The organism is Plantimonas leprariae (assembly GCF_008802405.1).
In the GTDB taxonomy this organism is placed as follows: Bacteria; Pseudomonadota; Alphaproteobacteria; order Rhizobiales; family Rhizobiaceae; genus Plantimonas; species Plantimonas leprariae.
Genome location: NZ_VZDO01000001.1, coordinates 538,362 through 558,266 on the forward strand (window position 1 = coordinate 538,362; position 19,905 = coordinate 558,266).

Genomic DNA, 19,905 nt, shown 5'->3' on the forward strand with positions numbered 1-19,905 from the left:
TATCTAAGCCTTCGGCACTCCTCCCATCCGCAGGGAATCCGATGCGCAGATCCGTCCTTCTCGCCATCGCCTCGTCGCTGCTTCTGGCCGGCTGCGTCTCGATGAGCCCCGCCGAGCGGCGTGCCGCCGACGAAACGACCTGCCGGAGCTACGGCTTCCGGCCGCGCACCGCCGCGTTCGCCGAATGCCTGCAACGCCTCGACCTCGACCGGAACGCCGACCGGCGCGCCCGCCTCTACGGCGACCGCGCCTTCGACGGCGGCTTCGGCATCGGGGTCGGCCGCTACGGCGGCTACTGGTAGAAACCCCCGCCGGTTGACGGGCCGGGGCACTCCCCGCAAAGGCAAGTCCGCATGCTCGCCCGCTTCTTCTCCTACTACGCGCCCTGGCGCGGCCTGTTCCTCGTCGACTTCGGCTGCGCGGTGGTCGGCGGCGTCCTCGAACTCGGCTTCCCGATCGCAGTGAAGCTGTTCATCGACCGGCTCCTCCCCGGCGGCGACTGGGGGCTGATCGTCCTCGCCTCGCTCGGCCTCCTCGCAATCTACGTCCTCAACACCGGCCTGATGGCCGTCGTGACCTATTGGGGTCACATGCTCGGCATCAACATCGAGACCGAGATGCGCCGGCGCGCCTTCGACCACCTGCAGAAGCTCTCCTTCGGCTTCTTCGACGAGCAGAAGACCGGCCACCTCGTCGGGCGGCTGACCAAGGATCTCGAAGAGATCGGCGAGGTCGCGCATCACGGGCCGGAGGACCTGTTCATCGCGGTGATGACCTTTCTCGGCGCCTTCGCGCTGATGCTGAGCGTCCATACCGAGCTGGCGCTGATCACCGCGGTGATCGTGCCGGTCGGCACCTGGCTGACGGCGCGCTACGGCAACCGCATGACGAAGACCTGGCAGGCGATCTACGGCCGGGTCGGCGACTTCAACGCCCGGATCGAGGAGAATGTCGGCGGCATCCGGGTGGTGAAGAGCTTCGCCAACGAGGACCACGAGCGCGCGCTGTTCGACGCGAGCAACCGCGGCTACCGGGCGACGAAGCTCGACGCCTACCGGATCATGGCCTGGAGCCAGGGACTGAACTACCTGTCGATGCGCCTGACGCAGGTGGTGGTGATGCTGGCCGGCACCTGGTTCGTGATGCGCGGCGACCTTTCCACCGGCGGCTTCGTCGGCTTCCTCCTCCTCGTCAACGTCTTCTTCCGCCCGGTCGAGAAGATCGCGGCGGTGCTGGAAACCTATCCGAAGGGCATCGCCGGCTTCCGCCGCTATCTCGACTTCCTGGCGGTCGAGCCGGACATCGCCGACGCGCCGGACGCGGTCGCCGTGCCGGCGCTCCGCGGCGCGATCGAGTTCCGAAACGTCCGCTTCGGCTACCGGACGGGCCGCCCGGTGCTGAACGGCGTCGATCTCGCCATCGAGCCTGGCGAGACCGTCGCCTTCGTCGGCCCGTCGGGCGCGGGCAAGACGACGCTCCTGTCGCTGGTGCCGCGCTTCTACGACGCCTCCGGCGGCGCGATCCTGATCGACGGCACGGATGTCCGGCGGATGCGGCTCGCCGAGATGCGCCGCCATATCGGCGTCGTCAGCCAGGACGTGTTCCTGTTCGGCGGCACGGTGCGCGAGAACATCGCCTACGGCCGCCTCGACGCTTCGGAAGCCGAGATCGTCGAGGCGCTCCGCCGCGCGCATCTCGAGGACACGGTCGCCGCGCTGCCGCAGGGGCTCGACACGGTGGTCGGCGAGCGGGGCGTGAAACTCTCCGGCGGGCAGAAGCAGCGCCTGTCGATCGCCCGGATGTTCCTGAAGGACCCGGCCGTCCTGATCCTCGACGAGGCGACCTCGGCGCTCGACACCGAGACCGAGCGCATGATCCAGCGCTCGCTCGCCGAGTTGTCGGAAGGGCGCACCACGCTGGTCATCGCGCACCGCCTGTCGACCATCCGCCACGCGACCCGCATCGCGGTGATCGCGGACGGGCGGATCGCCGAGACCGGCAGCCACGCCGCGCTGATGAGGCGCGACGGCGGCGCCTATCGCCGGCTGATCGCGGCGCAGGAGATCGTCTGGGAAGCCGGCGGTGGGATGGAGTTGCAACCGGACGCGGCCGCGGCCGGTTCGGGTGGGAGGAGGTAGAACCATGCAGCGACACGACGAGCCCTTCGCGCGCGACGCGGATCTCGCCTGGGAGCCGACCGGTGAGGGGGTGGCGCGAAAGATCCTGACCTATGGCGAGCGCGCCATGATGGTGCGGGTGCGGTTCGAGGCGGGGGCCGTCGGCCCTGCGCACAGCCACCCTCACGTCCAATGCTCGCTGGTGGAGAGCGGGCGCTTCGACGTTACGATTTCCGGCCGCACGGAGCGGCTCGGCCCCGGCGACAGCTTCCTCGTGCCACCCGACGCCGTGCACGGCGTCACGGCATTGGAGGCGGGCGTCCTCGTCGACGTCTTCACGCCGATGCGCGAGGACTTCGTCGGCCGTTGAGGCCGAACCCTTCGCGGGAGATGGTGGCCTTCCTCGAGCGGCTCGCCGCCCTGCCGCCCGGCCACGGCGAGGGCACGTTCGAGGGGCGGCGCTACGGCGTGACGCTCAACGCGTCGCCGGACGGCCGGCGCCGCTGGCTCTTCGCCGAGGAGCTCGGCGGCACCGACCGGATCAGCGCCAACCTCTACCGTCTCGCCGATGGGCGCCCGCTGCTGAAGCCGTGCGAGATGCCGGCGGAAAAGGTGGTAGCCTTCGTGCTCGCCTATCGGCCCGACGCCCCGGGCGGCGAAGGAACGTCCGCCCATGCCGATCGTTCTTCAGGCAGCGAAATCCCGCTGCCCTGTAAGGAGTAGGCGCCATGCTCAAAGGCGGATTGTTGTGGCTGATCGGCATCCCGCTGCCGGTGATCCTGATCATCTGGTTCCTCGGCTACCTGCACTGAGAACCGGTCGTCGAACCGAAGTCGATCCCAAGCCCGCCGGACCTTTCGGCGGGCTTTTTCGTGCGCCGCCCTCAACGATCCGGCAGGCCGGAGCCGGCGGTGGGCGGCGCGTCCGGCTTTTCCGCGTCCGGAAACGTCCGCCCGCGCTCGCCCGCCTGCCGGAACGGATAGTCGGTCAGCGTCATCGTGAAGAGCGCCGCGACGAAGACGAGTCCGGCCATCGCGGCGAGAAGCACCAGCGCCGGGGCGCGCCGGAGCTTCATCGAGAAGACGCCGACGAGAAGCGCTTCGAGCGTGACGAACGCGGCGATCAGCGGCGTCTGCGCGGCGCCGAGCGGCAGATGGGCCGCGGCGAAGGCCGCGCCGAGCAGCACGAACAGGCCGGCACCGACCAGAAGCTCGCCCGTCCAGAAGGATGAGTCCTCGCCTCCGCGGCTCACGACCGGCCGCCGAGATAGAGCATCGGGTAGAGCACGATCCAGACGACGTCGATCAGGTGCCAGTAGAGGCCGAGCGCCGCGAGGCCGGCGCTCGGCCGGAAGGGAAACGCATCCCGCCTGACCCGCCAGGCGAAGAGCGCCACCGCCGCGATCCCGATCGTCAGGTGGATGGCGTGGATGCCGGTCATCGCCCAGTAGAAGCCCCAGAACAGTTGCGCCGGCCCCCGGCCGAGCGCGAAGTCCGGTCCGGGCAACAGGTGCCTGTCGAGGTCCTCGGCATATTCGAAGCCCTTCACCGCCAGGAAGGCGAGGCCAAGCGCGGCGGTGAGCGCGAGGAGCCCGGCCGCCCGGTCCCGCAGGCCGCGCTCGCCCGCCTTTTCCGCCAGCGCCATCGCGACGCTGGAGACGTGAAGGATCGCGGCGTTGACGGTGCCGTAGACGAGGTTGGTCTCGCGCGCCACCGCCGCCATCTCGGGCGCGTGGGTGAAGCGATAGATCGCGAAGGCGAGGAAGAGGCCGCCGAAGAACAGCATCTCGCTCGCCAGGAACGTCCACATGCCGAAGACGGCCGAGAAGCGCTGGAGGCGATAAGTCTCGAACGGCTCGTTCGGGCCGGCGCGGGCGGCCTCGGCGGTCACGAGCCGAGCCCCTGCGGCCGGTGCGGGCTGCGGCGGTCCGGCGCCTCCTGCAGCGGCGCGGTCTCCTCCGGGTGATAGACGTAGGCCTTTTCCCGCACGATCGGCTGGCGCTCGAAATTCTCCTTCGGCGGCGGCGAGGAAGTCTGCCATTCGAGCCCCGTCGCACCCCAGGGGTTCGGCTCGGCGCGCTGCCCGTAGCGCAGCGACCAGGTGAGATAGAACATCGGCAGGAGATAGGCCGCCGCCAGCACCGCCGCGCCCGCCGACGAGGTGACGTGGTAGATCTGGAACTCCGGCGCGTAGTGGTGGTAGCGCCGGTTCATCCCGAGATAGCCCATCAGGAACTGCGGGAAGAAGGTGAAGTTGAAGCCGAAATACATGAGGATCGCGGAGAAGCGCGCCCAGCCGTCCGGCGCCATGCGGCCCGTGATCTTCGGCCACCAGAAGTGCAGCGCCCCGAAGAAGGCCGACACCGCCCCGCCGACCATGATGTAGTGGAAGTGGGCGACGACGAAGTAACTGTCGGTGACGTGGACGTCGATCGGCAGCGAGGCGGTGAAGAGGCCCGACAGGCCGCCGATGACGAAGAGGCCGATGAAGCCGAGCGCGTAGAGCATCGGCGCCTCGAAATAGACCTGGCCCCGGTAGAGCGTGAAGGTCCAGTTGAACACCTTGATGGCGCTCGGAACCGCGACCACGAAGGAGAGGAACGAGAAGACGATCGCCGCCACCGGCGACATGCCGGCGACGAACATGTGGTGGCCCCAGACGAAGAAGCCGACGACGGCGATGGAGAGGATGGCGTAGACCATCGCAGTGTAGCCGAAGACGCGCCGGCGGGCGAAGCAGGAGATCAGCTCGGAGATCACCCCGAAGGCCGGCAGGATCATGATGTAGACGGCCGGATGGCTGTAGAACCAGAAGAGGTGCTGGAACAGCACCGGGTCGCCGCCGTTCGCCGGATCGAAGATCGGCAGCCCGAACAGCCGCTCGGCCATGATCAGAAGCAGCGCGATCGCGAGGACCGGGGTCGCGAGCACGATGACGAGCGAGGTCGCGTACATCGTCCAGACGAAGAGCGGCAGGCGCATCCAGGTCATGCCGGGCGCGCGGAGCACGTGGACGGTGACGATGAAGTTCACCCCGGTCGCGATGGTCGAGAAGCCCGACATGAACACCGCCATCGCGGCCAGCACCACGTAGCCGTTCGAGAACAGCGACGAGAACGGCGCGTAGAAGGTCCAGCCGGTGTCGACGCCCCCAAGGATCAGGCAGGCGAGCACGAACAGGCCGCCGAGGATGTTGAGGTACCAGGAGAAGAGGTTCAGCTTCGGGAAGGCGAGGTCCTTCGCTCCGATCATCAGGGGCAGGAGGAAATTGCCGAAGGTGGTCGGGATCGAGGGCACGAGGAAGAACCAGACCATCACCACGCCGTGCAGCGTGAACAGGCGGTTGTAGCTGTCGTTGGAGAAGAAGCGGCCTTCCGGCGAGATCAGTTCCAGCCGCATCAGCGTCGCCGCGGCCCCGCCGACGAAGAAGAAGAAGGTGATCGCGCCGAAATAGAGGAGCGCGATGCGCTTGTGGTCCTGCGTCAGCAGCCAGGAGCGGAGCGTCTGCCCTGCCGAGAGATAGCTCTCGCCCGGTCGCGCTTCGCCGAGGGGTCCCCGGCGCGAGGCCGGATGGAAGGCGGTCGCGTCGGTCATTGCGAAGCGGTCCCCCCGATGTCGTTCGATGTCCCGGCGAGGCGGATATAGCTGACGAGCCGCGTCAGTTCGTCCTCCGAGACGACGCCCGCGAAGCTCGGCATGATCGGCTCGAAGCCGGCCGCCACCTCGCGGCGCGGCTGCAGGATCGAATCGCGGACGTAGCGCTCGTCCACCATCACGCGGCTGCCGTTGGCGAGCGGCACCTCGCGGCCCCAGATGCCGTCGAGGCCGGGTGCCTTCACGGCGGCGCTGCCGGCATGGCAGCCGGCACAGCCAAGGGAGACGAAGAGCTTCCGCCCCTCCTCGCCGAGATCGTCGCCCTGCGGTTGGGCGCGAATCCATTCGGCATAGTCGCCCTGGCTCATCACCGTCACCGTGCCGGTCATCTCCGAATGGTCGGTGCCGCAGAGCTCGGCGCAGAACAGGTGGAAGCTTCCCGTCCGGTCGGCCTGGAACCAGATCTGCGTCAGCCGGCCGGGGATGATGTCGCGCTTCAGGCGGAAGGCCGGCACCCAGAAGGAATGGATCACGTCCTCGGAGGTCATCACCAGCCTGACCGGCGTATCGACCGGCACGTGCAGGGCGTCGATCTCGCGCGGGCCGGAAGGGTGCTGCGTCTTGAACATCCACTGCTTGGCGGTGACGTGGATCTCCATTGCCTCCTGCGGCGGGCTGTAGCCGGCGAGCTCCGACGAGCCCGCCCACCAGAACAGGAAGACGAACAGGAAGAAGGTCGCCGCCGTCCAGCCGATCTCGAACTCGCGCCGGGCGAGCGAGGGCAGTTCGCCGCGCGGCGCGTTCGAGCCGTGCCGATACCGGGTGGCGAAAGTGACGAGGAGCACGAGGACGACAAGGAAGATGATCCCCGACAAGGCGAGGAGCGCCAGGAACAGGACGTCGACGCCGCGCCCCTGCGCTGTCGCGGCCGGCAGCCAGAAGATCGACTCGCCGGCGCCGCTCATGTCGTTCGGCTCCGCCGGGACAGGGCGAGGATGGCGAGGCAGAGGCTCAGGACGGTCAGGCCGCCGGCGAGCCGCAGCCAGAGCTTGGCGTCGGCCGTGTAGAGGCCGGTCGCGGGGTCGAAGCCGTAGCAGCGCAGGACGACGCGCTCCACGAGGCCGCCGACGCGTCCCTCGCCCGCTTCCACCAGCGCGGGCCGCAGCGTCGCGGGCATCAGCGACAGGCCGGCGAGCGCCCGCCCGATCCGCCCGTCCTCTGCCACCGCCAGCACGGCGGCCGGATGGGCGAACTGGTCGGTCGCCGGATCGTAGCGGTAGTGGTAGCCGCCGGCCTCCGTCAGCGTGTCGACAGTGGCCTGTTCCGCGGTGAGGAAGCTCGCCCCGGCCGCCTGCTCCCCGAGCGCGGCGTCCCGCATGCGGCGGGCGGCATCCGGGCCGTCCTTCGGGTCGAGGCCGACGACCACCAGCCCGGCGCGGAGATCGGCGAGCTTCGGATCGGCGAGCGAGGCGGCGGCGATGGCGAGCTCCGCACCGCAGACGCTGGCGCAGGTGTAGTCGGCGAAGAGGAACACGGAAGCCGGATGGCGCGCGAGGACACGGCCGAGCGTGGTTTCGTGCCCGTCCTCCGCGACTTTCGCATCCAGCGGCAGCCGCGCCCCGGCGGCCGGCGCCAGCGCGACTTCGCCGAGGTCCTTCGGCGCGAGCGCGGCGTTCGCGGCAGGTGCGGCGATGAGCGCAAGAGCGAAGAGAAGCGGCCGGATCATCGTGCCGCCCCCGCCTTCGTCGCAGCGTCGACGGCCTGCGCGCGGGCGTCCGGAGCCGATGGCGGGGGCGCCAGCGGCGCGAAGGCCCGCTCGCCGCGCCCGACGAGGATCGCCATCGCCCGATCGACCGGAATCTCGACGGTGCCCTTTGCGCGGTCCGCCCAGGCATAGTCCGCGAGGCGCTTGCGCTGCATCGCGGTCAGGCGGTCGTAGTCGGCGGCGGGGTCGACCTGCAGCCGCGGAGCCGGCAGGATGCCGACGCGCTCGGCGGGCGAGCGGATATCGACCTGGCTCAAGGTGAACCAGCCGAAGCCGGCGAGCGCCGCGGCAACGAAGACGCCCCAGCCGAGGAGGATCGCGACCACCCGTCCGACCGCGACGTCGGGCGGCTCCACATGGTCCTCGTCCGGCCGCTCGGCGCGCCAAAGGCGGCGCATGGCGCGGAACGGCGCGGCGAGGAAAGAACGCAGGCGGCGGAGTCCGAGGGTCGCCTCACGCGCCATGCGCGACCCTCCGCTCCACTCCGACGCCCCGATTCATGGCGAAGGCGATCCACGCGGCGAGGCCGGCGACGACGAGCGGCGTCAGCGCGACGGCGAGCCAGAACAGCGGCGACGGTGCCAGTTCCGGCACCGTCCACCAGAGGGTGCGGAGCGCGGTGCCGGCGAGGACGGCGAAGCCGACCGCGCGCTGGATAGCGGCCGAGCCGCGCCAGCCCGACCGCATCACCGCGAGGAAGGGCGCGGCGACCGCACCGATGGAGGCGAGGCCGAGCGTCGCGACTCCGAGCGGCGTCGCGCGGCGAAGGTACCAGGCGGCCTGATCCGGCAGGTTGCCGTCATAGGCGACGAGGAACTGCATGAGGTCGAGATAGAGAAGGCCGAGCGCGAGGGCCGCGAGGAGCTTGGCGAGGTCGGCCCGCGCTTGGCTCGGCGCACCGGTCGCCGCCGCGAAGCCCGCGCCGGCGAGGAGGAAGGAGACCGACAGGCTCATGGCGAAGGCGGTCGACTTGAAGCGCGGGTCGAGCGCGATCACGAAGTCGACGGCCGCGAAGCTCACCGTCAGGCCGAACAGGGCGAGGCCGACGCCGGCGAGCGGCACCGTCAGCCGCGCCGGCCGGAAGGCTACGAGACTGGCGAAGAAGCCCCACACGCCCAACGCAGCGACGCTACGCAGCGCGAAGCTCGGGGCGTTGAAGTAGAGCGCGGCGACGTCGGCGTGGCGGATGGTCGAGGGATCGGCCGCCCAAGGATAGACGAGGTGCGGCAGCAGCAGGACCGGCACCATCAGAAGCGCGACGGCCGGAAGCAGCGCCGCCGCCGGTCGGAGCACGGGTTCGAGCGCCGCGCCCCAGCGCCCGCCCGTCAGGCGGTGGATGAGGAAGAGCAGCATCGACCCCGCCGGCACGGCGACGAGCAGGAGGAAGCCGGCAAGGAGGCCCCGCGCTGCGGCGTGCGCGTCGAAGATCGCGATAAGGAGCAGCAGCCCGGCGGCGAGGAGGCCGAGCCAGCGTCGGTCGAGGGCGAGGCGGCGGCTCACCGGATGCGCTCCGCGGCTTCCGGCGCATCCGCCAGCGTCGCTTGGCGCGAAAGCTGCAGGGCGCGGATATAGGCGGTGATCGCCCAGCGCTCCTCCGGCGGCACGCGGTCGCCGTAGCTGTACATCGCGCCGTAGCCGTTGCCGATCACGTCGACGAAGTGCTTCGCGTCGGCGGCGCGCAGGCGGGCCGAGTGATAGGAAGGCGGGGGCGAGAAGCCGCGCTCGACCACGATGCCGTCGCCGTCGCCGGCAAGCCCGTGGCAGGGCGCGCAGATTTCCGCAAAGCGGCGTTGACCGAGCGCCATCAGCTCAGCCGTCACCGGCGGCGGCGTGGCGACCGCCGCCAGCCGCGCCTTCGTGCCGCGCAGGACGACGCCCTCCGGCAGCGGCCGCGTCGCGCTCGCCGTGCCCCAGATGGCGTTCGCCTCGTCCCGCTTCAGCGACGGCTGGTCGGCCATCTCCTGGCCCGAGCAGCCGGCGAGCGCGAGGAGCAGCAGCGCCGCGCCTCTCATCGCGGCACCGATGCGACAGACAGGGCGCCGAGGCCGCTGAGCCAGGTGCGCGCCGCGGCGGAATCCGCCTCCCCCGCCGCCTCGACTTCGAGGAAGAAGCGGTCCTGCGTCGCGCGCTCGAAGCCGGGCAGCTCGAACAACGGGTGATGGAGGCGCGGCAGGCCGCAGCCGGCGAGAAGCGACACGAAGCCGGCGACCGCCGCGCCGAAGACGGTGAGCTCGAAGGTCGCGAACAGGAAGTCCGGCCAGCTCGCGAGCGAGCGCCCGCCCGCCGGCACGCGCAGGATTTCCGTCGCCGAATACCATTGCAGGACGATGCCGAGGAGCGCGCCGGCGATGCCCCCCGCGAGCATCGGGCGGCGGATGCGGATCGGGCCGACGTCCTCGATCTCCTCGCCGAGACCCTCCACCGCGAAGGGCGAATAGGCGTCGACCACGCGGAACGTCGAGGCTTCTCGCGTCTGGCGCGCCGCCGCCACGAGCTTCTCCGGCGAGGCGAACTCGGCGAGGAGGCGCTCGCTCATCGCGCATCCCCTTCGGCGACGAGCTGGCGCATCTCGTGCATCGAGACCGATGGCATGAGGCGCAGGAAGCAGGCGAACAGGAGGACGAAGAAGCCGAGCGAGCCGAGGAGCAGCAGCCAGTCCCAGACGGTCGGGGCGTAGGTGCGCCACATCGACGGCAGATGCGAGCGCGACAGCGTGTTGATGATCAGGAGGATGCGTTCGAGATACATCCCGACATTGATCGCGACGGCGACGAGGAGCAACGCCGGCACGCTCCGCCGCGCGGCCGGCCACCAGAAGAGCTGCGGCACGAGAACGGTGGTGGCGAGTTGCAGCCAGTAGAGCGGCGCGTAAGCGCCGGTGAACTCGAAGGCGGCAAGGGTGCGCTCCGCCTCGTCGCCGAGGATCCAGGCTTGGTAGTTCTCGGTGCCGTAGGACAGGCCCATGACGATCGAGCCGGCGAGGAGGATCTTCGCCATCGCGTCGAGATGCGCCAGCGTGACGAGGCCGGTATCGCGCAGGTAGGCGCGCACCGCGACGGCGAGGACCACCACCATGGCGAAGCCGGAGAACATCGCGCCGACGACGAAGTAGGGCGGGAAGATCGACTCCGCCCAGCCGGGCATCGCGCCCGCCGCGAAATCCATGCCGACGACGCTGTGCACCGAGCAGACCAGCGGCACGCCGAGCGCCGCCATGGTGCGGTAGAAGCTGTCGTAGCGCCGCCAGTGGCGGGCGGAGCCCCGCCAGCCGAGCGCGAGGACCCCGTAGAACACCTGCGCCCGGCGCGTCGTCGCCCGGTCGCGGAGCGTCGCGAAGTCGGGGATCGCGCCCGTGTACCAGAAGAGGGCCGAGAAGATCAGGTAGGAGAGGATCGCGAAGAAGTCCCAAACGAGCGGGCTCTTCCACTGCGGCCAGGCGCCCATCGTGTTGGGATAGGGCGCCAGCCAGTAGGCGTAGTACGGCCGGCCGAGATGGAGGATGGGGAAGAGGCCGGCGATGGCGGCGGCGAAGAGCGTCATCGCCTCGGCGAAGCGGTTCACCGAGGAGCGCCATTTCTGGCGGGTGAGGAGCAGCATGCAGGAGATCAGCGTCCCCGCATTGCCGATGCCGATCCACCAGACGTAGTTCGCGATCGGGAAGGCCCAGACGACGCTGGTATTGTTGCCGAAGATGCCGATCCCTTCGAAGAACAGCCAGAACAGGACCGCGAGCATCAGGGCGGTGAGGGCGAGGCCAGCGAGGAAGGCGATCCACCAGCCGCGCCCGGCCGGGCGCTCGAGCACCGGGTCGGCGATGGTGCGGGTGACCGAGGCGTAGGAAGCGCCGGGCGGCAGGAGCGCGGCAGCACTACTCACGACCGCTCCCCTTCCAGCGCCGGATTCGGGTTGCGGACCTTGGCGAGATAGGTGGTGCGCGGCTTGGTGCCGAGTTCTTCGAGGAGCGCGTAGTGCTGCGGCTCCTCGCGCAGCTTCGCGACCTCGGCCCCTGCCGCCGCGAGGTTGCCGAAGCGGATCGCGCTCGTCGGGCAGGCGGACTGGCAGGCCGTCACCGCGTCGCCGTCGCGCATCGGCCGCCCTTCCGCTTCCGCCCGCTGCCGCGCGCCGGCAATGCGTTGGACGCAGTAGGTGCATTTCTCCATGACGCCGCGCCCGCGCACGGTGACGTCCGGATTGAAGCGCGCGGCAAGCGGCGGATTGCCGAGATTCGAGTATTCCTGCCCGTTCGCGTAGCCGAAGAAGTTGAAGCGGCGCACCTTGTAGGGGCAGTTCGCCTGGCAGAACCGCGTGCCGACACAGCGGTTGTAGACCTGGACGTTCAGCCCCTCGTCGTCGTGGACGGACGCGCCGACCGGGCAGACCGGCTCGCAGGGCGCCTTCTCGCAATGCATGCAAGGCACCGGCTGGAACACCGCGCCCGCCCCGTCGTCCTTCTCGTAGGCGTCGATCCTCAGCCAGTGCATCGTCCGTCCGGCGCGGATCTCGTCGGGGCCGACCACCGGCACGTTGTTCTCCGCCTGGCAGGCGACGACGCAAGCATTGCAGCCGATGCAGAGCGTCGTATCGATCACCATCGCCCAGGCGCGCGGCTCGCTGCCGTCGCCGTAGGGCGCTTCGTGCGGCTGCGCGGCGTAGAAGGTCGCGGCCGGCTCGGCCGCCTTCGGCTTCAGCCGCACGCCCGCCGCCAGATCGGCGAGCCGCATTTCCGGCGCGAGATCGCGCCCGTCCTCGTCGAGCGTCGCTTGCGTCAACGGCATCGGCTCGGCCTTGCCGACGGCGGTCAGGCGCACGTCCGGCAGCGTCCAGAGCGCGTCGGTGCGGCGGAGCGCGTAAGCGTTCGCGCCAAGGCCGATGCCGATCGCGCCGGGCCGGGTGCGGCCGTAGCCGAGCGTCAGCGACGCCGCCCCTTCCGCCTGGCGGCGATCGAGGACGACGGGCGCTTCGACGCTCGGGCCGCCCGCCTCGATCCGCACGGCGTCGTCGGCGGCGATGCCGAGGCGTGCGGCGTCGTCCGGGTGGAGGTGCAGCGCGTTGCCCCAGGTCTCGTGCGTCACCGGCTTCGGGCATTCCTGCGCCCAGGCGTTGTTGCCGTAGCGCCCGTCGTAGATCGTCGGATCGGGCCGCAGCACCAGCGCCAGTCCGCCGCCGCCCGATGCCGGCGGCGCCGAGAGGGTCGGCTGGCGCGGCGGTGCGACCGGCGCGGCCGCGCTGCCGGGCACCACGCCGTCCTCGACGACCCCCAGCCACCAGTCCTCGAATTCCGCCGCCGGCACGCCGGGGCTCCAGGTCTGCCGCACGAGGTCGTAGGGCTTCGCCCCGCCGTCACCGGCGAGCGCCGCCAGGAGTTCGTGCGCGCCGACGCTCGCGTAGAGCGGCTGGATCAGCGGCTGGACGATACCGGCCGTGCCGTCGACGGCTCGAAGGTCGCTCCAGCCCTCCAGCGGATGCGTTTCGGCCAGATGCCAGCGGCATAGCGCGCCGGTCTCGTCGCGATGGGTGCCGAGATGGACGGTGAAGGCGGCTTTGCCGATAAGGTCGGCGAAGCCCAGATCGCTCGGGCCGTCGTAGGCGGGATTGGTCCCGAGGATCAGGAGCGTGTCGACGCGCCCGGCCGCGAGTTCCGCCGCCAGCGCGCCGAGATCGCCGTCGCTCGGCGCGTCCGCCGGCTCGACGAGGTCGAGCGTCGAGCCGAAGGCGCCGAGCGCCGCGTTCAGCCAGTGGCCGAGGGCATGGAGTTCGGGCGGCTGCTCCTCGCCGACGAGCACGAGTGCCTTCGCGCCCGCGCCCCGGAGATCGGCGGCCAGCGCGTCGAGGAAGCGCCCATCCACCGGCCGTTCCGTCGCGGGTCCGCCGAACCGGGCGGCGAGGCCCGCCGCGAAGTCGAGGAGCGCCGCGGGGGCGAGCGGGAGCCGGTGGTCGGCGGCGAGGCCGGTGAGGCTTGCCGCACTTTCGGCGACATAGAGGCGCTGCATCGCGCCGGTTCCCTCGCGCACCGTTCGCCGCTTCGCGAAGCCGGCCGCGTTGCGGAGCTGCGCAGGTCCGGCCCCGTGCGGGTCGGCCCCGAGGCACAGCACCACGTCGGCGCGAGCGAGATCGGGCAGGACGTCGAGCGGCCGGCCGAAGGCGAGCTTCGAGCCGGCCCGCCCGTTCGCGTCGTCGACCGGCTCGTGCCGGTAGAGCCGCATGGCGGGCCAGGCGGTGTGGAGCGCGTCGAACTGGCGGCGGAGCGTCGGCGAGGTAATGCGTCCGGCAAGGATCGCCAACCCCTCCCCGCGCCTTGCCGCCAGTGCCGCGCGGCGGGGCCCGAGCTCGGCCAGGAACCCGTCCCAGTTCGCGATCAGGCCGTTCCGCGTCGGGGTGCGCGAGCGGTCGGGGTCGTAGAGGCCGAGGATGTCGGCCTCCGCGAAGAGATCGGTGCTGCCGAGGCTCGCCGGGTGCAGCGGGTTGCCGGACACCTTGATCGGCCGGCCCTCGACCGAAGTCGCCAGCATGCCCCGCCCGTAGCCGCCGAGCGGCAGCGAGGTCGCGAAACGGAGCGGCTCGCCGGCGGCGAGGCCGTTCGAGCGCACCGCCGGCACGATGTCCTCGGCCGGCTTGCAACCGGTAGCGCCCACCGCCAGCGCCAGCGCGACGAGCCGCAGCGCCTCCCGCCGGTTGAGCGGGGCCGCGCCGGATACGTCCGGGATGGGCGGCGGGCTCAACGGTGGCACACGGAGCAGTTGACGAGATGCGCGACGTCGATGCCGTGCGCGGCGACGAGCGCCCGCCCCCGGCTCTCCTGATCCGCCAGCGGCGACCAGTCGAAGTCGTAGATCGTCGCCTGCGGCCGCAGGTGCTTCTCGGGCGCCTTGTGACAGTCGAGGCACCAGCCCATGGTCAGGGGCGCGGCCTGCCGCATCAGGGGCATCGCCTCGACATTGCCGTGGCAGGACGAGCAGCCGACGCCGTTGTTCACGTGGACGGAGTGGTTGAAATAGACGTAGTCCGGCAGGTTGTGGACGCGCTTCCAGCTCAGCGGCTCGTCGTGCGCGTAGCTTTCGCGCACCGGCGCCAGCATCGCCGCGTTGGTCCAGATCTGCGAATGGCAGCTCATGCAGACATGCGTCGCCGGCATCCCGGCATAGGCGGTCTTCTCGGCCTGGCCGTGGCACATCGGGCAGCCGATGCCGAGCTGGCGCGCGTGGTGCTCGTGGCTGAAGGGCGGGTTCTGGTCCAGCGTCTCGTATTGTCCCGTGACGTAGGGCGAGCCCATGAGCAGATAGGCGAAGACCACCAGCGCGGCCGGCACGAGCGGGATCGCGACCAGCGCCATGCGGGCATAGGTCGTCGCTCCCGGCCGGAAGATCTGCGCCATGAGCGGGCGTCGCCGGGCGGCGTATCAGCAGTGGACAGCAGGCCATGCCTTGCCGCCGCGCGGGGCGGCGTGCGCCGGGCGGCGGGACGGAGCGTCGGCGGTAGCACGGCGGTTGCGGTGATTCATGGCGTTCCCCCCGGCACGTCCCATCCGCCGGTCGGCCGAGAGCATGCGCTCGGGTCCGGCCGTCAGGCAATTGGCACGAAGCCGAGAAGAAACAAGAATCGATCTAAACTGCGTAGCCGGGCTCGAAACGAACCCGCGCCAGTCGGCCGCCATCGACGCATCCTCAGGGACGTGGCTGGCGGCCGCTCCTCACGAACCTTTGGACTTGCCGCCCTTCTTGCCGAGTTCCGCCTGCGCGGCCGAGGATTTGCGCGGGTTACTCTTCCCCTCGCCGCTCGCCTTCGCATTCGCGCGCTTGGCGGTTTCGCTGCCCCTGCCCTTCTTCTCGGCCATGCCGTTCCTCCGCGCTCGCGTTTCGACGGATGCACCTGCCATCCGTCAGTGGGGCTTCAACGGCGCTGGATCGCTCCCGATGTCGCGGATCGGCGTGAACACGCGAACGTGAACACCTGACGTCCCAGCCGTCAGCGCGGCTTCAGGCTCGGAAGCGATGTTCCGGCCATCCCGTCGCAACCGATCGCGAGGTCCGCCCATGTATCGCGCCGATTTCAACGAAGCCAGATCTCCCGTACCGCTGGAAATCCTGGCGCTGCTCCTGCGCTCCGACGAGGCGAAGGTCGCCGAAACGGTGCTGGCGCTTCCCGAGGCGCAGCGTGCGGCTTTGGCGCTCTACTGCTTCGGCCGCTGCCACATGCGATCGCTCGGCCTAGAGGTCGGTCGCCATTGCAGCGAGCGCTCGCTGGAATCCGTCGGCGGCTCGGCCGGCCTCATCCTTTCCCGACAGGCGCAGAGCGCCGAACCTTTCGACGTCGGATCGTCGCAGCCGCAGAAGCGCAGGATCAGCCTCGCGCGTTTCGCCGCCTGACGCGCAACCGAGGGTCGGCTGCGCCGTTACTTCACGTCCGCGTCACATATTCGCAACAAAAAGTTGTAAACGCTACTTTTCTCTACGTTTTCGATTCGAATTGGAATAAGAACAGCCCGGGACTCGTCGGATGGGACGGCGCGGTCCGGGAGGCGGCGCGTCCGATGCTTTTGTCGACGGTGCTCTGCATTTTCTTCGCCTGCGGTTTCGCGATGTTCTTTCTCGCGAACGCGGCTTCCTTCGTTCTCGCGGTCGCGATCCTTTCCGCCGCCGAGACGGTGCTGGTGTTCAAGCTCGGTACCGGCTTCCACCACGGTCTGGTGAACGGGACGCTGGCGCTCGGCTCGATGCAGTTCGGCTATTTCGCGGCGCTCGCGCTTGCCGCCTGCCGGGTCCGGCTCGGTTCGACGATACGCATCCCCGACCGCGCAGGCGAAGTCTGACAGCTCGATCCCGACGACCGGCGGAGGAAAACCGCTCGGTCGTTTCCTCCATCGATTGTTCCTGAGCGCCCTGCCCTGGACGCCTACTGCCGCGCGTAGACGTCCTCGATGCGGACGATGTCGTCCTCGCCGGTATAGGAGCCGACCTGCACCTCGATGATCTTGAGGTCGATCTTGCCGGGATTGTGCATGCGGTGGGTGCAGCCGATCGGCAGATAGGCGGCCTCGTTCTCGTGGTAGAGCTTGACGGTGCCGTCGATCGTGACCTCCGCCGTGCCGTGCACCACCACCCAATGCTCGGCGCGATGATGGTGGCGCTGCAGCGACAGGGTCGCGCCGGGACGCACGGTGATGTGCTTCACCTGGAAGCGCGGCCCGATGTCGATGCGCTGGTACCAGCCCCAAGGGCGGAAAATGCGCAGGTGCTCGCTCGCCTGCGGCCGCTTCTCCGCCTTCATCCGGGCGACGAGGTCCTTCACCGCGCCAGCCTTCGTGCGGTCGGCGACGAGCACCGCGTCCTGCGTCGTCACCACGACGACGTCTTCGAGCCCGACCACGGCGGTGAGGAGGCCCTCCGAGCGGACAAGGCTGTTCCGCGTGTCGAGCACCGCCGCGTCGCCTTCGACGACGTTGCCGGCCTCGTCGCGCGGCTTCACCGCGTGCAGCGAGCCCCAGGAGCCGATGTCGGACCATTCGAAGGCGGCGGCGAGAACGCCGGCGCGGCTCGTCTTCTCCATCACGGCGTAGTCGATCGAGATTTTCGGCGAGGCGGCGAAGCTGGCCGGGTCGAGGCGGATGAAGTCGAGGTCGCGCACCGCGCCGGCCACCGACGCTCGCGCCGCCTCGACGACGGCCGGCGCGAAGCGCGTCAACTCGTCCAGCATCACCCGCGCCGCGAAGGCGAAGTTGCCGGAGTTCCAGACGTAGCCTTCGGCGACGTAACCTTCCGCCGTCGCGCGGTCCGGCTTCTCGACGAAGCGATCGAGCCGGAAGGCGTTCTCGCCGAGCCGCTCGGCTCCCGGCCGGATATAGCCGTATTCGGTGGAGGGTTCGGTCGGGCGAATGCCGAGCGTCATGATGTGGCCCTTGGCGGCCAGTTCGCCGATGGTCTGGCAGTCGGCGCGGAAGGCTTCGGCGTCGCCGATCAGGTGGTCGGCGGCGAGCGCCAGGCACAGCGCGTCCTCGCGCCGGGCGCTCGCGATCACGGCGCCGACCGCCACGGCCGGCGCCGAATCCTTGCGTTCCGGCTCCAGCACGATATCCGCGTCGACGCCGACCTGCGCCAGCTGCTCGGCGCAGATGAAGCGGAAGTCCTGGTTGGTGATCACCACCGGCCGGTCGAAGCCTTCGCCCGAGACCCGGCGCACCGTCGCCTGGAACGTCGATTCGCCGCCGTCCAGCAGTGCGATGAACTGCTTCGGCAGCGTGTCTCGCGAGACCGGCCAGAGCCGCGTTCCGGCGCCGCCCGCCATGATGAGGGGAACGATCAAACCACCATCTCCCGGATTTGTTTCGCCCGTCGGATTTGCTGCGACGCAAACCTCATGGCATCTAGCGGGCTCGGAGGAAAGACCCTCCGCGAATCGCGCGGCCGAAACGCGGGATCGCGCTTAACGAGCGGCGCGGGCCTTCGCCGCTCTGCCGCATGCGAGGTTTCGGATCTGACGCGAATGGAGACGGCATGAGCGTTCTGGTGACGGGCGGCGGCGGCTACATCGGAAGCCACATGGTTCTCGGCCTCGTGGACCGGGGCGAGGACGTGGTGGTCCTCGACAACTTCACGACCGGCTTCGACTGGCTGATCTCGCCGGCGGCGACCGTGGTCCAGGGCGACGTCGCCGACGGCGCGCTGGTCGGCAAGCTCGTCAAGGAGCACGAGGTCGACGCGATCGTCCACTTCGCCGGCTCGATCGTCGTGCCGGACTCGGTGCGCGATCCGCTCGGCTACTACCTGAACAACACCGCGAGGACGCGCGACCTGATCGCCGCGGCGGTCGCGAGCGGCGTGCCCCGCTTCATCTTCTCCTCCACCGCCGCCGTCTACGGCGAGGCGGGCTCGGAACCGGTGCGCGAGGACGCGCGGCTCCTGCCGTTGTCGCCCTACGGCCGCTCCAAGCTGATGAGCGAGATGATGCTGGAGGACGCCTCCGCCGCCCTTCCCCTGAATTATGCGGCGTTGCGCTACTTCAACGTCGCGGGCGCCGACCCGGACGGGCGTTCCGGTCAGTCCACGAAGGGCGCGACGCATCTCATCAAGGTCGCGAACGAGGTGGTGGTCGGGAAAAGGCCGTTCATCGAGATGTTCGGCACCGACTACGCGACGCCGGACGGCACGGCGGTGCGCGACTACATCCACGTCACAGATCTCATCGGCGCGCATCTTGCGGCGCTCGATCACCTCCGGGCGGGCAACGGCAACCTCGTCGCCAATGTCGGCTACAGCCGCGGCTTCTCGGTGCGCGAGGTGCTGGAGGTCGTCGGGCGCGTGTCGGGCGCGAAGCTCGACATCCGCGTCGCGCCGCGGCGGGCGGGCGACAGCCCGAGCGTCGTCGCCGATTCCACCAAGCTCAGAACGAGCGTCGGCTGGGTGCCGAAGCACGACGATCTGGACTCGATCGTCGCGGACGCGTTGCGCTGGGAGCGCCACCTCCTGAAGCGGAACGCCTCCTGACGCGTCAGCGCGGCAGCGGCGCGGCGGCGACGTCCCGGATGAGGCGGAGGAGCCCCTTCGCCTGATGCTCGGCGAGGCGCCGGCCCTTTTCCGCGCTCGCCCGGCTCGCTTCGCCGACGACGCCGGCGGGGTTCAAGTCCTCCGCCATCCAGGCATAGGCGTTCGGGCCGGTGGCGCGCAGGGATTCGAAGCGTCCCTCCTCCGCTTCGACGACGGAAGCGAAATCCTCGGCGCGGTCCATGTCGGCCGCTTCGGGCCGGAAATGCAGGATCAGCGAGGTTTCGGCGTCGCCGCCGTGGATGCCGTAGCGGTTCTCGGCGTCCGAGAAGAGCCCGCCCGGCTTGCCGAAGCGGCCCCAGGACGTCTTCACCGCCAGCATCCGCTCGCGCACCCGCAGGTTCCGCGTGACGATGCCCATCACCTCTTCGTTGCCGCCATGCGAGTTGACGATCACCAGCTTGGCGATGCCGGCCCGCGCGACCGACAGGCCGAGCGCCGTCCAGTGCTCGATCAGGACGGTCGCGGGAACGTGGAGCGTGCCGGGAAAGCTCAGGTGCTCGTCGGACTTGCCGACCGACTGGATCGGCAGGATGCGGAGATCGAGATCGTCCGGCAGCAGCCCGATCAGCGTCTTCAGCATGCCGCGCGCGATGGTCGCGTCCGTGCCCGTGCCGAGATGCGGCCCGTGCTGCTCCACCGCCGCGACGGGCAGGAGCGCGACGGTACGATCGCGGTCGGCGCTCTCGAAGTCGCTTGTGGTGAAGTCGCCCCACCAGACGCGCCGCCGCGAAGTCGTCATGCCCGTGCCGCCCTCATGCTCCGCCGCGAGGCCTTGCGGCGGAGCGGTGCTCTATCAGAACTCTTCCCAATCGTCTTGCTGGGGTTTGGGAGCTGCGCCGCCGTGGCCGGTATGTTTCATCTGCTGGACCGGGGCGGGGCGGGGCGCCATGGCT

Annotated in this window: 22 protein-coding genes; 7 read left to right on the top strand and 15 right to left on the bottom strand. The window is 70.1% G+C overall.

The annotated features are described in order from the left end of the window. Window positions 1-41 precede the first annotated feature (41 nt). The 4 genes from F6X38_RS02485 to F6X38_RS02500 are packed head-to-tail and all read left to right on the top strand — an operon-like array spanning window position 42 to window position 2,840. Window positions 42-302: a hypothetical protein gene (locus F6X38_RS02485; RefSeq protein ID WP_150967939.1), complete on the top strand. Its 261-nt coding sequence runs from the start codon at window positions 42-44 to the stop codon at window positions 300-302. Window positions 303-353: 51 nt separating this feature from the next. Next, window positions 354-2,138 carry an ABC transporter ATP-binding protein gene (locus F6X38_RS02490; RefSeq protein ID WP_150967940.1) on the top strand — a complete coding sequence of 595 codons (1,785 nt, stop codon included), beginning with the start codon at window positions 354-356 and terminating at the stop codon, window positions 2,136-2,138. 4 nt (window positions 2,139-2,142) lie between these two features. Next, a complete protein-coding gene (locus tag F6X38_RS02495; protein ID WP_150967941.1) occupies window positions 2,143-2,487 on the top strand; it encodes a cupin domain-containing protein in 345 nt (114 codons plus the stop codon). Then, on the top strand, window positions 2,484-2,840 hold the full coding sequence (locus F6X38_RS02500) for a hypothetical protein (RefSeq protein ID WP_343033186.1): 357 nt from the start codon (window positions 2,484-2,486) through the stop codon (window positions 2,838-2,840). The genes F6X38_RS02495 and F6X38_RS02500 overlap by 4 nt, the downstream gene beginning before the upstream one ends. Before the next feature lie 160 nt (window positions 2,841-3,000). On the opposite strand, the gene F6X38_RS02505 is transcribed toward F6X38_RS02500, so the two are convergent. From F6X38_RS02505 to F6X38_RS23610, 13 genes are all read right to left on the bottom strand, one after another. Continuing rightward, entirely contained in the window at window positions 3,001-3,369 is a 369-nt protein-coding gene (locus F6X38_RS02505) for an oxidase (protein WP_150967942.1), read from the bottom strand. Continuing rightward, window positions 3,366-4,007 carry a cytochrome c oxidase subunit 3 gene (locus tag F6X38_RS02510; protein ID WP_246191146.1) on the bottom strand — a complete coding sequence of 214 codons (642 nt, stop codon included), beginning with the start codon at window positions 4,005-4,007 and terminating at the stop codon, window positions 3,366-3,368. Before F6X38_RS02510 ends, F6X38_RS02505 begins: the two co-directional genes overlap by 4 nt. Then, on the bottom strand, window positions 4,004-5,710 hold the full coding sequence (gene ctaD / locus F6X38_RS02515; protein WP_150967943.1) for a cytochrome c oxidase subunit I: 1,707 nt from the start codon (window positions 5,708-5,710) through the stop codon (window positions 4,004-4,006). The genes F6X38_RS02510 and ctaD overlap by 4 nt, the downstream gene beginning before the upstream one ends. Next, window positions 5,707-6,675 carry a cytochrome c oxidase subunit II gene (gene coxB, locus F6X38_RS02520; protein WP_150967944.1) on the bottom strand — a complete coding sequence of 323 codons (969 nt, stop codon included), beginning with the start codon at window positions 6,673-6,675 and terminating at the stop codon, window positions 5,707-5,709. Before coxB ends, ctaD begins: the two co-directional genes overlap by 4 nt. Next, window positions 6,672-7,436, bottom strand: coding sequence for a thioredoxin domain-containing protein (locus tag F6X38_RS02525; RefSeq protein ID WP_150967945.1), 765 nt, complete (start codon window positions 7,434-7,436; stop codon window positions 6,672-6,674). The genes coxB and F6X38_RS02525 overlap by 4 nt, the downstream gene beginning before the upstream one ends. Then, window positions 7,433-7,939: a hypothetical protein gene (locus F6X38_RS02530; protein WP_150967946.1), complete on the bottom strand. Its 507-nt coding sequence runs from the start codon at window positions 7,937-7,939 to the stop codon at window positions 7,433-7,435. The genes F6X38_RS02525 and F6X38_RS02530 overlap by 4 nt, the downstream gene beginning before the upstream one ends. Continuing rightward, window positions 7,929-8,975: a hypothetical protein gene (locus F6X38_RS02535; protein ID WP_150967947.1), complete on the bottom strand. Its 1,047-nt coding sequence runs from the start codon at window positions 8,973-8,975 to the stop codon at window positions 7,929-7,931. Before F6X38_RS02535 ends, F6X38_RS02530 begins: the two co-directional genes overlap by 11 nt. Then, a complete protein-coding gene (locus F6X38_RS02540) occupies window positions 8,972-9,487 on the bottom strand; it encodes a c-type cytochrome (protein WP_150967948.1) in 516 nt (171 codons plus the stop codon). Before F6X38_RS02540 ends, F6X38_RS02535 begins: the two co-directional genes overlap by 4 nt. Continuing rightward, window positions 9,484-10,011 (bottom strand): DUF3341 domain-containing protein, encoded by a 528-nt coding sequence (locus tag F6X38_RS02545; protein WP_150967949.1) that lies wholly within the window; start codon window positions 10,009-10,011, stop codon window positions 9,484-9,486. The genes F6X38_RS02540 and F6X38_RS02545 overlap by 4 nt, the downstream gene beginning before the upstream one ends. Continuing rightward, the gene (gene nrfD, locus F6X38_RS02550) at window positions 10,008-11,351 is read right to left on the bottom strand and encodes an NrfD/PsrC family molybdoenzyme membrane anchor subunit (RefSeq protein WP_150967950.1); all 1,344 of its coding nucleotides are present in this window, start codon (window positions 11,349-11,351) and stop codon (window positions 10,008-10,010) included. Before nrfD ends, F6X38_RS02545 begins: the two co-directional genes overlap by 4 nt. After that, a complete protein-coding gene (locus F6X38_RS02555; RefSeq protein ID WP_246191147.1) occupies window positions 11,348-14,203 on the bottom strand; it encodes a 4Fe-4S dicluster domain-containing protein in 2,856 nt (951 codons plus the stop codon). The genes nrfD and F6X38_RS02555 overlap by 4 nt, the downstream gene beginning before the upstream one ends. Next, a complete protein-coding gene (locus tag F6X38_RS02560; RefSeq protein WP_150967951.1) occupies window positions 14,191-14,847 on the bottom strand; it encodes a cytochrome c3 family protein in 657 nt (218 codons plus the stop codon). The genes F6X38_RS02555 and F6X38_RS02560 overlap by 13 nt, the downstream gene beginning before the upstream one ends. 315 nt (window positions 14,848-15,162) lie before the next feature. Then, window positions 15,163-15,306, bottom strand: coding sequence for a hypothetical protein (locus tag F6X38_RS23610; RefSeq protein WP_202617915.1), 144 nt, complete (start codon window positions 15,304-15,306; stop codon window positions 15,163-15,165). 199 nt (window positions 15,307-15,505) lie between these two features. Here F6X38_RS23610 and F6X38_RS02565 point away from each other — a divergent pair, with 199 nt between their 5' ends. Together F6X38_RS02565 and F6X38_RS02570 are read left to right on the top strand one after the other, a co-directional pair. Continuing rightward, window positions 15,506-15,838: a hypothetical protein gene (locus F6X38_RS02565; protein WP_150967952.1), complete on the top strand. Its 333-nt coding sequence runs from the start codon at window positions 15,506-15,508 to the stop codon at window positions 15,836-15,838. Between the two features lie 164 nt (window positions 15,839-16,002). Next, complete coding sequence (locus F6X38_RS02570; RefSeq protein ID WP_150967953.1) at window positions 16,003-16,281, top strand: hypothetical protein; 279 nt, start codon at window positions 16,003-16,005, stop codon at window positions 16,279-16,281. An 83-nt stretch (window positions 16,282-16,364) separates the two neighbouring features. Here the strand turns inward: F6X38_RS02570 and F6X38_RS02575 are convergent, their stop codons facing one another. Beyond that, window positions 16,365-17,771, bottom strand: a complete 1,407-nt coding sequence (locus F6X38_RS02575) for a mannose-1-phosphate guanylyltransferase/mannose-6-phosphate isomerase (RefSeq protein WP_281353042.1) — start codon at window positions 17,769-17,771, stop codon at window positions 16,365-16,367. 191 nt (window positions 17,772-17,962) lie between these two features. Here F6X38_RS02575 and galE point away from each other — a divergent pair, with 191 nt between their 5' ends. Next, the gene (galE, locus tag F6X38_RS02580) at window positions 17,963-18,952 is read left to right on the top strand and encodes a UDP-glucose 4-epimerase GalE (protein WP_150967954.1); all 990 of its coding nucleotides are present in this window, start codon (window positions 17,963-17,965) and stop codon (window positions 18,950-18,952) included. Between the two features lie 4 nt (window positions 18,953-18,956). Here galE and F6X38_RS02585 read toward each other — a convergent pair whose 3' ends face one another. Beyond that, the gene (locus F6X38_RS02585; RefSeq protein ID WP_150967955.1) at window positions 18,957-19,751 is read right to left on the bottom strand and encodes a creatininase family protein; all 795 of its coding nucleotides are present in this window, start codon (window positions 19,749-19,751) and stop codon (window positions 18,957-18,959) included. Window positions 19,752-19,905 lie beyond the last annotated feature (154 nt).

What these genes read in the sequence shown, in the direction of transcription:
- F6X38_RS02485 (WP_150967939.1), top strand. Translation starts at nt 42, where the DNA reads ATGCGCAGATCCGTCCTTCTCGCCATCGCCTCGTCGCTGCTTCTGGCC.
- F6X38_RS02490 (WP_150967940.1), top strand. Translation starts at nt 354, where the DNA reads ATGCTCGCCCGCTTCTTCTCCTACTACGCGCCCTGGCGCGGCCTGTTC.
- F6X38_RS02495 (WP_150967941.1), top strand. Translation starts at nt 2,143, where the DNA reads ATGCAGCGACACGACGAGCCCTTCGCGCGCGACGCGGATCTCGCCTGG.
- ctaD (WP_150967943.1), bottom strand. Translation starts at nt 5,710, where the DNA reads ATGACCGACGCGACCGCCTTCCATCCGGCCTCGCGCCGGGGACCCCTC.
- coxB (WP_150967944.1), bottom strand. Translation starts at nt 6,675, where the DNA reads ATGAGCGGCGCCGGCGAGTCGATCTTCTGGCTGCCGGCCGCGACAGCG.
- F6X38_RS02525 (WP_150967945.1), bottom strand. Translation starts at nt 7,436, where the DNA reads ATGATCCGGCCGCTTCTCTTCGCTCTTGCGCTCATCGCCGCACCTGCC.
- F6X38_RS02530 (WP_150967946.1), bottom strand. Translation starts at nt 7,939, where the DNA reads ATGGCGCGTGAGGCGACCCTCGGACTCCGCCGCCTGCGTTCTTTCCTC.
- F6X38_RS02540 (WP_150967948.1), bottom strand. Translation starts at nt 9,487, where the DNA reads ATGAGAGGCGCGGCGCTGCTGCTCCTCGCGCTCGCCGGCTGCTCGGGC.
- F6X38_RS02545 (WP_150967949.1), bottom strand. Translation starts at nt 10,011, where the DNA reads ATGAGCGAGCGCCTCCTCGCCGAGTTCGCCTCGCCGGAGAAGCTCGTG.
- F6X38_RS02560 (WP_150967951.1), bottom strand. Translation starts at nt 14,847, where the DNA reads ATGGCGCAGATCTTCCGGCCGGGAGCGACGACCTATGCCCGCATGGCG.
- F6X38_RS23610 (WP_202617915.1), bottom strand. Translation starts at nt 15,306, where the DNA reads ATGGCCGAGAAGAAGGGCAGGGGCAGCGAAACCGCCAAGCGCGCGAAT.
- F6X38_RS02565 (WP_150967952.1), top strand. Translation starts at nt 15,506, where the DNA reads ATGTATCGCGCCGATTTCAACGAAGCCAGATCTCCCGTACCGCTGGAA.
- F6X38_RS02570 (WP_150967953.1), top strand. Translation starts at nt 16,003, where the DNA reads ATGCTTTTGTCGACGGTGCTCTGCATTTTCTTCGCCTGCGGTTTCGCG.
- galE (WP_150967954.1), top strand. Translation starts at nt 17,963, where the DNA reads ATGAGCGTTCTGGTGACGGGCGGCGGCGGCTACATCGGAAGCCACATG.
- F6X38_RS02585 (WP_150967955.1), bottom strand. Translation starts at nt 19,751, where the DNA reads ATGACGACTTCGCGGCGGCGCGTCTGGTGGGGCGACTTCACCACAAGC.